Here is a 12,805-nt window from a genome sequence, read left to right on the forward strand (position 1 = left end):
CGAATGCAGGGTGCCAGTCACTGAACAATCGACTGATACACCGCTTTCGCGAGCAAGCCCGCTCCCACATTGGGTTTTGCAGTGTTCGGGAAAATCGTGTGCTGACGAATTACAACGGCAAGGTGTAGTGCAACGAGTAACTCTCTACCCCGTCGTTGTTGCTGCTGATCCCCGCGTTGGAATAGTGGGTCGCGCGGATGCCCACCTCATGCCCACCGGCAAAACGCAGCCCAAACCCCAAGCGGTCTTCGAACTGGAAGGCCTGGCCAATGTTGTTGTCTTCAACCTGCGTGCGCGAGAACACCGCCACGCCAATCCCCGCCTCGATGTACGGTTTGACCTTCTCGCCGGCAAACTCATACACAAATACCGGCGAGAACGACAGGCTGCTGACGCTTGCGCGCTTGTCGCCATCCCAGTAGGTATAGGCGCCACTCCAGTAACCGGTCAACCGGCCTGTATCGCTCTGCCACCAGCTTTTATCCCAGTCTGATGTCAGCCCCAAGCGATAGGTCATGGTCGAATCGCTGGTGCTCCCCACACCCAACTCCAGGCCGGCGGCCTGGGCTGAAACCGAGTGTCCCACCACCACGGCCGCAATCGCAGCCAAACAGAACAAGCGCTTCATAAGAAACAGTCCTTTGAGAACGAAGTTGTATGGTTTTAAACAGGCAATCTCGCTATAGAAGCCAACGCAGTGTCAGAAGTTCAGCCTCTAAGGGCGATATTTCACGAATTTTTCACGCGCCGAAGCTTCTCACAACACCGGGGTATTTCCATAGTGTCGGTAGGATATTTCTGAGGTGATCGGCGTCGCCACTGGTCCAGAACTGCGCAGTCTCTGGATTGCCACTGGCCAGCAGGTCGCGCTCGCCCAATAGACGCTTGAGCTGACGTGCCACGGCGGCACCGGTGTCGATCAGGATGATGCTGGGGGGAAGCATCTGCGCCAGGAGCGGCTTGAGGAAGGGGTAATGGGTGCAGCCAAGAATAATGGTGTCGCAACCGGCGCTGAGCAGCGGTTCGATGTAACCCTGCAACAGCTGGCGCAATGCAGGGTTGCCAAGGTCGCCGGTTTCAATCAATTCCACCAGGCCGGGGCACGGTTGGGTGATCACGCGCACATCAACGGCGAAGCGGTCGAGCAAGGCGGCGAACTTGGCGCTTTGCAAGGTGCCGGTGGTAGCCAGTACACCGACCACCCCACTGCGAGTGGCGGCGGCCGCCGGTTTGACGGCGGGCTCCATGCCCACCAGGGGCCAGTCGGGGTAGTCCTGGCGCAAATCAGCGACGGCGGCGACGGTCGCGGTGTTGCAGGCAATGACAAAGGCCTTGGCGCCACGCGCACGGAAAAACTCGGCGACCAGACGCGAACGCTGAAGGATGAATGCCGGCGTTTTCTCGCCGTAAGGAATATTCCCGCCATCCGCCACATACAGCAGTGATTCATGGGGCAGTAACTGCTGGATTTCATCCAGCACCGACAACCCGCCGACGCCGGAATCGAACACACCGATGGGCGCGTCGTTAACCATGTGCAGTCCCACATACGCTGCAGCCGGGGTCGCGCTTGACGCGCAGTTCGCGAAACCGCGTGGTCAAGGCATCGATCAGCAACAGGCGGCCCACCAGCGGTTCGCCGAAACCGGCCAGCAGTTTCAAGGCTTCAAGTGCTTGCAGGCTGCCGACCACCCCCACCAGCGGGCCCACCACGCCGGCTTCGCTGCAGGTCAGTTCGGTATCGCTGCCGTGCCCGTATAGACAGTGGTAGCAGGGGCTGTCGTCGCGACGCGGGTCAAACACCGACAACTGCCCCTCAAGACGAATTGCGGCGCCACTGATCAACGGCTTGCCGCCGGTAACGCAGGCGGCGTTGACGGCTTCGCGTGTGGAGAAGTTATCGCTGCAGTCGAGCACCACGTCCACCGCCGCCACGGCTGCCGCCAGCGAGTCAGCGTCCAGCGCGGTGCGGTGGGCCACCAGGTTGATTTCAGGGTTGATGGTGCTCAGGCGACGCATGGCCGAATCGACCTTGGTCTGCCCGACGCTGTCGGTGTCATGGATGATCTGGCGTTGCAGGTTGGTCAGGTCGACGCTGTCGAAGTCCGCCAGGTGCAACTCGCCCACGCCGGCAGCGGCCAGATAAAGCGCGACGGGCGCACCCAGGCCACCCAAGCCGACGATCAAGGCGCGGCTGTTTTTCAGCCGCAACTGGCCGTCAATGTCGACATGCTGCAACAGGATCTGTCGGCTATAGCGCAACAGCTCCTGATCGGTCAGCACGGGCGGCGTCCCAGGGTAATGCGTTCGTGGCCGCCGAGGTCGATGCGGCTGTGGACGTCTTCAAAGCCCTCGCCCGACAACAACTCACGAACGGCCGCGGCTTGGTCGTAACCGTGCTCCAGCAACAACCAGCCACCAGCGTTCAAGTGGGCCGAGCTCTGCGCGATGATCACGCGCAGGTCGTCGAGGCCATCATGGCCTGCTACCAGCGCGCTGGCCGGCTCAAAGCGCACATCGCCCGCGACCAGATGCGGGTCGTTATCGGCGATGTAGGGCGGGTTGCTGATGATCAGGTCGAAGCGCTGACCTTGCAGGGCGCTGAACCAATGGCTGTTCAACACCGTAGCGTTCTTCAGGTGCAGGCGCTGGCGATTGCGTTCGGCCAACGCCACGGCTTCCAGCACGCGGTCGACGGCCGTCACTTGCCAGGCCGGGCGTTCGCTGGCCAGGGCCAAGGCGATGGCGCCGCTGCCGGTGCCCAGGTCGAGGACCTTGGCGGGCGTAGCCGGCAATAATTCCAGGGCCGCTTCCACCAGCATTTCGGTTTCGGGGCGCGGGATCAGCGTGTGCGGCGCGACCTCCAGGTCCAGTTTCCAGAAGCCTTGCTGGCCGAGAATATAGGCCACCGGCTCACCGCTGCGGCGACGCTGCAGGTAGTCGGCGAAGGTCAGCGCGTGCTCACTGCTGACGATTTTTTCCGGCCAGGTGTGCAGGTAACTGCGGGACTTGCCCAAGGCAGCGGCCAGCAACAATTCCACATCCAGGCGCGCGGTAGGCGAGTCAGGCAGGTCGGCGGCGCGCAGCAGGCTGGCAATGATGGTCATTTATTCACCTATCGCCGCCAGTTGATCGGCCTGGTATTCGGCGAGCAAGGGCTCGATCACCGCGTCTACGCCACCGGCGAGAATCTCGTCCAGGGAATAAAGGGTGAGGTTGACCCGGTGGTCGGTGACCCGGCCCTGGGCAAAGTTGTAGGTACGGATGCGCTCGGAACGGTCGCCCGAGCCCACCAGCAATTTACGCTCGCTGGCAATTGCGTTGGCCGCGGCGCTGGTCTGCTGGTCATTGAGTTTGGCCGACAACCAGGACATCGCCCGCGCACGGTTCTTGTGCTGGGAACGTTCTTCCTGGCACTCCACCACGATGCCGGACGGCAAGTGCGTGATACGGATAGCAGAGTCGGTCTTGTTGACGTGCTGGCCACCCGCGCCCGACGAGCGGTAAGTGTCCACACGCAAATCTGCCGGGTTGATCTCGATCGCTTCCTGCTCGTCCGGCTCGGGCAACACCGCCACGGTGCATGCCGAGGTGTGAATGCGGCCCTGGGATTCAGTCGCCGGAACCCGTTGTACGCGGTGCGCGCCGGACTCGAACTTCAGCTTGCCGTAGACGTTGTCGCCTTCAACCCGCGCGATGACTTCTTTATAGCCGCCATGCTCACCAATATTCTCGGACAGGATCTCGACGCGCCAGCCGCGACGTTCGGCATACCGTGAGTACATGCGGAACAGATCACCGGAGAAAATCGCCGCCTCGTCACCGCCGGTGCCGGCGCGGATTTCAAGGAACACGTTGCGCCCGTCGTTCGGGTCTTTGGGCAACAACATGCGTTGCAGGTCGCCTTCCAGCTCAATCAGCTTTTCTTTGGCTTCGCGGACTTCTTCCACGGCCATTTCACGCATGTCCGGGTCGCTGTCCTTGAGCAGCGCCTGGGCGCCTTCGAGGTCGGCCTGGGTTTTCAGCCACTGGGTATAGGTGGCCGCAATCGGCTCAACTTCGGCGTATTCCTTGGAATAGGTGCGGAATTTGGTTTGATCGGAAATGATCTCGCCATCGCCGAGCAAGGCGGTCAGTTCTTCGAAACGGTCCTGGAGCACGTCCAGTTTATTGAGCAGTGACGCTTTCATTGCGGTTTTTTATCCGAAGAGCTATCTGACGCGCCCTCACCGAGGGCAAAGAGTTCCTGGGCCATGGCCAGCGCATCGAGGCGGCCTTCGGCAGTCAACTTTTTAAGCTGCACACTGGGTGCATGGAGCAACTTGTTGGTCAGGCCACGGGCCAGTTGCATCAGCACCTCTTCGGCGCTGCTGCCGTTGGCCAGCAAACGCTGGGCCTTGATCAATTCTTCGTCTCGCAGGCGTTCGCCTTGCTGACGGTATGCCTTGAGCACATCCACCGCCGCCAGTTCACGCAGGCGCACCATGAAATCTTCGGCGCCGGTGCTGACCATTTCCTCGGCGGCCTGGGCAGCGCCCTGGCGGCTCTTGAGGTTTTCGGCGACCACTTCGTGCAAGTCGTCGACGCTGTAGAGGTAAACGTCGTCCAACTCGCCGACTTCAGGCTCGATATCCCGGGGAACGGCAATATCGACCATGAAGATCGGCTTGTGCTTGCGCAGCTTCAGCGCGCTCTCGACCGCGCCTTTGCCGAGGATCGGCAACTGGCTGGCGGTGGAGCTGATCACGATATCGCTGCGCACCAGCTCCGCCGGAATGTCCGAGAGCAGCACGGCGTGGGCACCGAACTGCTCGGCCAGGATGCTTGCGCGCTCCAGTGTACGGTTGGCGACCACGATACGCTTCACGCCCAGGTCGTGCAGGTGGCGGGCGACCAGGGTGATGGTTTCACCGGCGCCGATCAGCAAGGCCTGGCTGCGTTGCAAGTCACTGAAGATCTGCTTGGCCAGGCTGACGGCGGCAAACGCCACGGACACCGGGTTTTCACCGATGGCGGTGTCGGTGCGCACCTGCTTGGCGGAATTGAACGTGGCCTGGAACAGCCGGCCCAGCAGCGGGCCGACGGTACCGGCCTCGCGCGCCACGGCGTAGGCGGACTTCATCTGGCCAAGAATCTGCGGTTCGCCCAACACCAGCGAATCGAGGCCTGCGGCGACGCGCATCATGTGACGAACTGCCGCATCCTCTTCGTGCACATAAGCGCAGGCGCGCAGGTCATCCAGGCCCAAATGGTGATAATCGGCCAGCCAGCGCAGCACCGCATCCGATGAAAGATGCTCCTGCTCTATATAAAGCTCGCTGCGATTGCAGGTTGAAAGGATCGCAGCTTCGCGGCTGTCGGTGAGCCGGCAGAGCTGCTGCAAGGCCTCAACCAACTGCTCCGGCGTAAACGCCACGCGCTCGCGCACGTCCACGGAGGCAGTTTTATGGTTAATACCGAGTGCGAGGAAGGCCATTCAATATCGCTGATGATGTCGGGAAGCCGACAATTGTCCTACTTCGAAAGATCCAGAACAACCACCGTCGTCTATTGTCCTAATGCCTTGTGTCTATTAAAGGCATCCGCTGAGTCTCGGTTATGTTTGGCCGAAGGCTTGTGTCATGATGATCCGACCGCAGGTTAGTCGTCCTCTTCCTATATGAATAGATCTTCCGCGTTGCTCCTTGCTTTTGTCTTCCTCAGCGGCTGCCAGGCCTTGGCCCCCGTGTCGCCGGACGGTACGCCGCCGGTCGAAGACAGCACCCCCGCCCCTGAAAAGCCCAAGGTTTATTCCTCGTTCAGTGAAGAAACGGTCTATAGCCTGCTGACCGCGGAACTCGCCGGCCAGCGCAATCGTTTCGACATTGCCCTGGATAACTACGTGACCCAGGCCATCAATACGCAGGACCCGGGCATTTCCGAGCGCGCGTTTCGCATCGCCGAGTACCTGGGCGCCGACCAGGCCGCACTGGACACGTCGCTGATCTGGGCGAAAAACGCCCCGGATGATCTGGAAGCACAACGCGCCGCCGCCGTTCAACTGGCGCGTGCCGGGCGCTACGACGACTCCATGGTCTATATGGAGAAAGTCCTGCAGGGCAAGGGCGACACGCATTTCGATTTCCTCGCGCTGTCCGCGGCCGACACCGACCAGGACACGCGCAACGGCTTGATGAAGAGTTTCGACCGCTTGCTGCAAAAGCATCCGAAGAACAGCCAGCTGATTTTCGGCAAGGCGCTGCTGCTGCAACAGGATGACGAAGCCGACGCAGCCTTGAAATTGCTGGAGCAGAACCCGCCGGAAGACGGTGAGATCGCGCCGATTCTGCTGCGCGCACGCCTGCTGCAGAACCTCAATCGCGGCAAGGAAGCGATTCCCCTGCTGGAAAAAAGCATCAAGAAGTACCCGGACGACAAGCGCCTGCGCCTGACCTATGCGCGCATGCTGGTAGAGCAGGACCGCATGGAGGACGCCAAAGTGCAGTTCGCCAACCTGGTCCAGCAATACCCGGACGACGACGAATTGCGCTATTCCCTGGCACTGGTGTGCCTGGAAGCCAAGGCGTGGGACGAGGCCAAGGGCTATCTGGAAGAGCTGATCCAGCGCGAAAGCCATGTGGACTCGGCGCACTTGAACCTTGGGCGTATAGCCGAGGAGCGCAACGACCCGCAAGCCGCGCTGCTCGAATATGCCCAGGTTGGCCCCGGCAATGATTACCTGCCGGCGCAGTTGCGCCAGGCCGACATCCTGATGAGCAACGGCCGCACTGACGAGGCGGAAAAACGCCTGGGTGCGGCGCGCGATGCCGAACCGGACTACGCGATCCAGCTGTACCTGATCCAGGCTGAAACCTTGTCGGCCAACAATCAGGGCGAGCGCGCCTGGAAGTTGCTGCAACAAGCCTTGCTGCAATACCCCGACGACTTGAACCTGCTGTACACCCGCGCCATGCAGGCGGAAAAACGCAATGACCTGGCGCAGATGGAAAAAGACTTGCGCCTGATCATCAAGCGCGACCCGGACAACGCCATGGCGCTGAACGCCCTGGGCTACACCTTGTCCGACCGTACTACGCGCTACGCCGAAGCCAAGGTGCTGATCGAGCAAGCCCACAAGCTCAACCCGGAAGACCCGGCTGTACTCGACAGCCTGGGCTGGGTGAATTACCGCCTGGGCAACCTGGACGAGGCTGAACGCTTGCTGCGCCAGGCCCTGGAACGGTTCCCAGACCAGGAAGTGGCCGCCCACTTGGGCGAAGTGCTGTGGGCCAATGGCAAGCAGCGCGAAGCACGACAAATCTGGGAAAAATTCCTCAAGGAACAACCCGAAAGCCCCATCCTGCGCGGCACCATCAAGCGCCTGACCGGATCCGAGACCCTTTAAGCTTATGTTTTTGCGCCACGTAATCGTTTTCAGTTTTATCGCCCTGCTCGCCGGTTGCGCGGGTTTTGGCGCCCGCGAGTCCGTTGAAGGCCAGGGCAACCCGGCGCAATGGCAGCAGCACAAAGACCAGCTCAGCAGCATTGATGGCTGGCAGATCGAGGGCAAGGTCGGGGTACGTGCGCCGAAAGATTCCGGTAGCGGCACCTTGTTCTGGCTGCAACGCCAGGACTATTACGACATTCGCCTGTCCGGCCCGCTGGGTCGCGGCGCGGCACGCCTGACCGGCCGACCGGGGCAAGTGAGCCTGGAAGTGGCCAACCAGGGGCGTTATGAAGCGGCGACGCCGGAAGCCCTGCTGGAAGAACAGATGGGCTGGAAGCTGCCGGTGTCCCACCTGGTCTGGTGGGTCCGCGGTTTGCCCGCACCGGACAGTAAAAGCCGCCTGAGCCTCAATGGCGACAGCCGCCTGGCCACCCTGGAACAGGATGGCTGGCAGGTCGAATACCTGAGCTACGTGCAGCAAAGCGGTTACTGGCTGCCCGAGCGCATCAAGCTGCACGGCACCGACCTGGACGTCACGCTGGTGATCAAGGACTGGCAACCGCGCAAGCTGGGGCAATGACGTGAGCGCACAAACGTTAACCCTGCCCTCCCCGGCCAAACTGAATTTGATGCTGCACATTCTGGGTCGCCGTGAAGACGGCTACCACGAGCTGCAGACGCTGTTTCAATTTCTCGACTATGGCGACGAATTGACGTTCGCCGTGCGCGACGATGGCGTGATTCAGTTGCACACCGAATTCGAAGGCGTGCCCCACGACAGCAATCTGATCGTGAAGGCCGCGAAAAAACTTCAGGAACAATCCGGCTGCGCGCTCGGCATCGACATCTGGATCGATAAAATCCTGCCCATGGGCGGCGGCATCGGTGGCGGCAGCTCGAATGCCGCGACCACGTTGCTGGGCCTGAACCACTTGTGGCAGCTGGGTTGGGACCACGATCGCCTGGCCGTGCTGGGCCTTACGCTGGGCGCCGACGTCCCGGTTTTCGTGCGTGGGCACGCCGCTTTTGCCGAGGGCGTGGGCGAGAAACTCACCCCCGAATACCCCGAAGAGCCGTGGTATGTCGTGCTTGTTCCGCAAGTATCTGTAAGTACAGCAGAAATTTTTTCAGATCCGCTGTTGACACGTAACTCTCCTCCCATTAAAGTGCGCCCCGTTCCCAAGGGAAACAGTCGAAATGACTGCTTACCGGTTGTAGCAAGGCGTTATCCAGAGGTACGTAACGCTTTGAATTTGTTAGGTAAATTTACCGAAGCAAAATTAACCGGAACTGGAAGTTGTGTGTTTGGGGGCTTCCCAAGCAAAGCTGAAGCTGATAAAGTCTCGGCCCTTCTTACAGAGACCCTTACAGGGTTTGTAGCAAAGGGAAGCAACGTTTCGATGTTGCATCGCAAGCTGCAAAGTCTGCTCTAAAAGGAATCGAGTGTTAGGCACTCGTTGCAACAGATACAGGGGCGTCGCCAAGCGGTAAGGCAGCAGGTTTTGATCCTGCCATGCGTTGGTTCGAATCCAGCCGCCCCTGCCATTTTCTAATACTCATCCAGGTTACCCTCAGCCTCTAGGTACTGCGCGTGTCCAAGATGATGGTCTTTACGGGGAACGCCAACCCCGATCTGGCTCGACGTGTCGTACGTCAGCTGCATATCCCTCTCGGTGACATCTCTGTCGGTAAATTTTCCGACGGCGAAATTACAGCCGAGATCAATGAAAACGTCCGCGGTAAAGACGTCTTCATTATTCAGCCGACCTGCGCTCCGACCAACGATAACCTGATGGAACTCGTCGTGATGGCTGATGCCTTCCGCCGCTCCTCAGCGACTCGAATCACAGCTGTAATCCCTTACTTTGGTTATGCCCGTCAGGATCGCCGTCCGCGTTCCGCACGTGTGGCTATCAGCGCGAAAGTCGTCGCTGACATGCTGACCGTGGTAGGTATCGACCGTGTTCTCACGGTTGACCTGCACGCTGACCAAATCCAGGGGTTCTTCGATATCCCGGTAGATAACATCTACGGCTCCCCAGTATTGGTGGATGACATCGAAGACCAGCGCTTTGAAAACCTGATGATCGTGTCCCCGGACATTGGTGGCGTCGTGCGTGCACGGGCTGTTGCCAAATCCTTGGGCGTGGACCTCGGGATCATCGACAAACGCCGTGAGAAAGCCAATCACTCTGAAGTGATGCATATCATCGGTGATGTCGAAGGGCGTACCTGTATTCTGGTTGATGACATGGTCGACACCGCCGGCACCCTGTGCCACGCGGCGAAAGCCTTGAAAGAGCACGGTGCAGCAAAAGTCTTCGCCTACTGCACACACCCTGTGCTGTCGGGCCGAGCGATCGAGAACATCGAGAACTCCATGCTGGACGAACTGGTGGTGACTAACACCATCCCGTTGTCCGCAGCAGCTCAAGCCTGTTCGCGTATCCGTCAACTGGATATCGCACCGGTAGTTGCCGAAGCGGTTCGCCGCATCAGCAATGAAGAATCGATCAGCGCGATGTTCCGTTAAGGGTCAAACCTTCGGAGCACCTCACTGACGAAAAGCGCCCCGCCCCAGCATTCTGTTGGGGCGGGGCTTTTTTGCCCATATCGCCTTTAGCGCTGGTCGCAAACGCTAGGGCGAATGTGGTTATTTTGGAGATACAACATGAACGATTTTACTTTGAATGCTGAACTGCGTTCCGACCTGGGGAAAGGTGCGAGCCGCCGCCTGCGTCGTCTCGCAAGCCTGGTTCCAGCTGTAGTTTACGGTGGCGAAAAAGCCCCTGAATCCATCAGCATGCTGGCTAAAGAAGTTGCCAAACTGCTCGAAAACGACGCTGCCTACAGCCACGTTATCGAACTGAACGTTGGCGGCACCAAGCAAAACGTGATCATCAAAGCGCTGCAACGTCACCCGGCTAAAGGTCACGTACTGCACGCTGACTTCATCCGCGTTGTTGCCGGCCAGAAACTGACCGCCATCGTTCCAGTTCACTTCGTTGGCGAAGCAGCCCCGATCAAGAAAGGCGGCGAAATCTCGCACGTTACTTCGGAAATCGAAGTTTCCTGCCTGCCGAAAGACCTGCCTGAGTTCATCGAAGTCGACCTGGCTAACGCTGAAATCGGCGACATCATCCACCTGTCCGACCTCAAAGCCCCTAAAGGCGTTGAGTTTGTTGCACTGGCTCACGGTGATGACAAAGCTGTTGCAAACGTACACGCTCCACGCGTTGCACCAGAAGCTGAAGAAGGCGCTGCAGAGTAATTCACTCTGTATTGCCGGAGCTTGAGGAAACATCGCGGACCGGAACGTAGCGAGAAAGCGGGCGATAACGCGGCGTTTACTCTTGAGTAAATGATGTCTTGTCGTTCACTTTCGCCGCACGCTGGTGTGGCGATGTTATCCACAACTCCAAAGGAAGGGCCCCTGTCGTGACTGCCATCAAACTGATCGTTGGCCTGGGAAATCCAGGCGCCGAATACGAACAGACCCGGCATAACGCGGGGGCCCTTTTTGTTGAGCGCATCGCCCACGCGCAAGGTGTGAACCTGGTGGCCGATCGCAAATATTTTGGCCTGACCGGGCGCTTCTCGCACCAGGGTCAGGATGTTCGTCTGCTGATTCCCACCACCTACATGAACCGCAGCGGCCAGGCTGTCGCGGCGCTTGCGAATTTTTTCCGGATCAAACCCGAAGAAATCCTGGTGGCCCATGACGAACTGGACCTGCCACCCGGCGTTGCCAAGCTCAAGTTGGGCGGCGGGCATGGCGGGCATAATGGCCTGCGCGACATCATTGCGCAGTTGGGCAATCAGAATACCTTTTACCGTCTGCGGCTCGGCATTGGCCACCCAGGCGTTGCCAGTATGGTTTCAAATTTCGTCCTGGGTCGTGCGCCACGCGCCGAACAGGAAAAACTCGATGCCAGCATCGACTTTGCCCTCGGCGTGCTGCCGGATATCTTCGCCGGTGAATGGAACCGCGCGATGAAAAACCTGCACAGCCAGAAGGCCTGACTCTTACCGAGGGGAAACACCATGGGATTCAATTGCGGCATCGTCGGCCTGCCCAACGTCGGCAAATCCACCCTGTTCAACGCCCTGACCAAGTCCGGTATTGCGGCGGAGAACTTCCCCTTCTGCACCATCGAACCGAACACCGGTATCGTGCCGATGCCCGATACACGCCTGGACGCCCTGGCGGCCATCGTCAATCCAAAGCGCATCCTGCCGACCACCATGGAGTTCGTCGACATTGCTGGCCTGGTGGCCGGTGCGTCGAAAGGTGAAGGCCTGGGCAACAAGTTCCTGGCCAACATCCGTGAGACCGATGCCATCGCTCACGTGGTCCGCTGCTTCGAAGACGAGAACGTGATCCACGTCTCCAACAGCGTCGACCCGAAACGCGACATCGAAATCATCGACCTGGAACTGATCTTCGCCGACCTCGACAGCTGCGAAAAGCAACTGCAAAAGGTGACGCGTAACGCCAAGGGCGGCGACAAGGACGCAGTGGTCCAGAAAGCCTTGCTGGAGCAGTTGATCGCTCACTTCACCTTGGGCAAGCCGGCACGCAGCCTGATGAAGAGCATGAGCACCGACGAAAAAGCGGTGATCAAGGGCTTCCACCTGCTGACCACCAAGCCGGTGATGTACATCGCCAACGTGGCTGAAGACGGTTTCGAAAACAACCCGCTGCTCGACGTGGTCCTGGCGATCGCCGAAGAAGAAGGCGCAATCGTGGTGCCGGTCTGCAACAAGATCGAAGCGGAAATCGCCGAGCTCGAAGACGGCGAAGAGAAAGACATGTTCCTTGAGGCCCTGGGCCTGGAAGAACCTGGCCTGAACCGCGTGATCCGCGCCGGCTACGAAATGCTGCACCTGCAGACCTACTTCACCGCTGGCGTTGAAGAAGTCCGCGCCTGGACCGTCAAGGTCGGTGCCACTGCGCCACAGGCCGCCGGTGTGATCCACACCGACTTCGAAAAAGGCTTCATCCGCGCTGAAGTGATCGCCTACAACGACTTCATCCAGTACAAGGGTGAAGCCGGTGCCAAGGAAGCCGGTAAATGGCGCCTGGAAGGCAAGGAATACATCGTCAAGGATGGCGACGTGATGCACTTCCGTTTCAACGTATAAGCGTCAAACGCGGTGTGCACCGCAAACAAAAAGCCGATGCCATGCATCGGCTTTTTTGTGGGCGCTTGTTACGCCGCTGGAACCCTATACATTCAGTTACTTTAATAAGTGCCTCATATAATCCACCACACTTTAAGTTTTATCCTACGTGGCGCAATACAAACTTCCGATTATCACACTTGAATAACTTCACACATTAGCCGCTCAAAAATCCAACACATATAAAGATGTGTT

General features: G+C 59.3%; 13 protein-coding genes and 1 tRNA gene. 8 read left to right on the forward strand and 6 right to left on the reverse strand.

Annotated elements, in window-relative coordinates:
* Positions 1-109 precede the first annotated feature (109 nt).
* The 6 genes from WBB95_RS23395 to hemA form a co-directional block, all read right to left on the reverse strand.
* On the reverse strand, positions 110-628 hold the full coding sequence (locus WBB95_RS23395; protein ID WP_424489723.1) for an acyloxyacyl hydrolase: 519 nt from the start codon (positions 626-628) through the stop codon (positions 110-112).
* A gap of 112 nt (positions 629-740) precedes the next feature.
* Entirely contained in the window at positions 741-1,535 is a 795-nt protein-coding gene (gene murI / locus WBB95_RS23400; protein ID WP_424489724.1) for a glutamate racemase, read from the reverse strand.
* A complete protein-coding gene (moeB, locus tag WBB95_RS23405) occupies positions 1,528-2,283 on the reverse strand; it encodes a molybdopterin-synthase adenylyltransferase MoeB (RefSeq protein WP_424489725.1) in 756 nt (251 codons plus the stop codon). Before moeB ends, murI begins: the two co-directional genes overlap by 8 nt.
* On the reverse strand, positions 2,277-3,107 hold the full coding sequence (prmC, locus tag WBB95_RS23410; protein ID WP_424489726.1) for a peptide chain release factor N(5)-glutamine methyltransferase: 831 nt from the start codon (positions 3,105-3,107) through the stop codon (positions 2,277-2,279). Before prmC ends, moeB begins: the two co-directional genes overlap by 7 nt.
* Positions 3,108-4,190, reverse strand: coding sequence for a peptide chain release factor 1 (gene prfA / locus WBB95_RS23415; RefSeq protein WP_424489727.1), 1,083 nt, complete (start codon positions 4,188-4,190; stop codon positions 3,108-3,110). It lies immediately after the preceding gene.
* Positions 4,187-5,476 (reverse strand): glutamyl-tRNA reductase, encoded by a 1,290-nt coding sequence (hemA, locus tag WBB95_RS23420; protein ID WP_424489728.1) that lies wholly within the window; start codon positions 5,474-5,476, stop codon positions 4,187-4,189. Before hemA ends, prfA begins: the two co-directional genes overlap by 4 nt.
* Positions 5,477-5,659: 183 nt before the next feature.
* Here hemA and WBB95_RS23425 point away from each other — a divergent pair, with 183 nt between their 5' ends.
* From WBB95_RS23425 to ychF, 8 genes are all read left to right on the forward strand, one after another.
* Positions 5,660-7,384 carry a tetratricopeptide repeat protein gene (locus tag WBB95_RS23425; protein WP_424489729.1) on the forward strand — a complete coding sequence of 575 codons (1,725 nt, stop codon included), beginning with the start codon at positions 5,660-5,662 and terminating at the stop codon, positions 7,382-7,384.
* A 4-nt stretch (positions 7,385-7,388) separates the two neighbouring features.
* Positions 7,389-8,006 carry a lipoprotein insertase outer membrane protein LolB gene (gene lolB, locus WBB95_RS23430; RefSeq protein ID WP_424489730.1) on the forward strand — a complete coding sequence of 206 codons (618 nt, stop codon included), beginning with the start codon at positions 7,389-7,391 and terminating at the stop codon, positions 8,004-8,006.
* Position 8,007: 1 nt separating this feature from the next.
* Positions 8,008-8,859, forward strand: a complete 852-nt coding sequence (ispE, locus tag WBB95_RS23435) for a 4-(cytidine 5'-diphospho)-2-C-methyl-D-erythritol kinase (RefSeq protein WP_424489731.1) — start codon at positions 8,008-8,010, stop codon at positions 8,857-8,859.
* A gap of 37 nt (positions 8,860-8,896) precedes the next feature.
* Positions 8,897-8,971: transfer RNA gene (locus WBB95_RS23440), tRNA-Gln, on the forward strand.
* A gap of 46 nt (positions 8,972-9,017) precedes the next feature.
* Positions 9,018-9,959 (forward strand): ribose-phosphate pyrophosphokinase, encoded by a 942-nt coding sequence (locus WBB95_RS23445; protein ID WP_003208392.1) that lies wholly within the window; start codon positions 9,018-9,020, stop codon positions 9,957-9,959.
* A gap of 138 nt (positions 9,960-10,097) precedes the next feature.
* Positions 10,098-10,697, forward strand: a complete 600-nt coding sequence (locus WBB95_RS23450) for a 50S ribosomal protein L25/general stress protein Ctc (RefSeq protein WP_424489734.1) — start codon at positions 10,098-10,100, stop codon at positions 10,695-10,697.
* A gap of 167 nt (positions 10,698-10,864) precedes the next feature.
* Positions 10,865-11,449 carry an aminoacyl-tRNA hydrolase gene (pth, locus tag WBB95_RS23455; protein ID WP_424489732.1) on the forward strand — a complete coding sequence of 195 codons (585 nt, stop codon included), beginning with the start codon at positions 10,865-10,867 and terminating at the stop codon, positions 11,447-11,449.
* A 21-nt stretch (positions 11,450-11,470) separates the two neighbouring features.
* A complete protein-coding gene (gene ychF, locus WBB95_RS23460) occupies positions 11,471-12,571 on the forward strand; it encodes a redox-regulated ATPase YchF (protein WP_424489733.1) in 1,101 nt (366 codons plus the stop codon).
* The last annotated feature ends 234 nt before the right edge of the window (positions 12,572-12,805 follow it).

Source organism: Pseudomonas sp., from assembly GCF_049645325.1.
Lineage (GTDB): Bacteria > Pseudomonadota > Gammaproteobacteria > Pseudomonadales > Pseudomonadaceae > Aquipseudomonas.

What these genes read in the sequence shown, in the direction of transcription:
- prfA (WP_424489727.1), bottom strand. Translation starts at nt 4,190, where the DNA reads ATGAAAGCGTCACTGCTCAATAAACTGGACGTGCTCCAGGACCGTTTC.
- lolB (WP_424489730.1), top strand. Translation starts at nt 7,389, where the DNA reads ATGTTTTTGCGCCACGTAATCGTTTTCAGTTTTATCGCCCTGCTCGCC.
- murI (WP_424489724.1), bottom strand. Translation starts at nt 1,535, where the DNA reads ATGGTTAACGACGCGCCCATCGGTGTGTTCGATTCCGGCGTCGGCGGG.
- hemA (WP_424489728.1), bottom strand. Translation starts at nt 5,476, where the DNA reads ATGGCCTTCCTCGCACTCGGTATTAACCATAAAACTGCCTCCGTGGAC.
- WBB95_RS23425 (WP_424489729.1), top strand. Translation starts at nt 5,660, where the DNA reads ATGAATAGATCTTCCGCGTTGCTCCTTGCTTTTGTCTTCCTCAGCGGC.
- prmC (WP_424489726.1), bottom strand. Translation starts at nt 3,107, where the DNA reads ATGACCATCATTGCCAGCCTGCTGCGCGCCGCCGACCTGCCTGACTCG.
- WBB95_RS23395 (WP_424489723.1), bottom strand. Translation starts at nt 628, where the DNA reads ATGAAGCGCTTGTTCTGTTTGGCTGCGATTGCGGCCGTGGTGGTGGGA.
- WBB95_RS23450 (WP_424489734.1), top strand. Translation starts at nt 10,098, where the DNA reads ATGAACGATTTTACTTTGAATGCTGAACTGCGTTCCGACCTGGGGAAA.
- ychF (WP_424489733.1), top strand. Translation starts at nt 11,471, where the DNA reads ATGGGATTCAATTGCGGCATCGTCGGCCTGCCCAACGTCGGCAAATCC.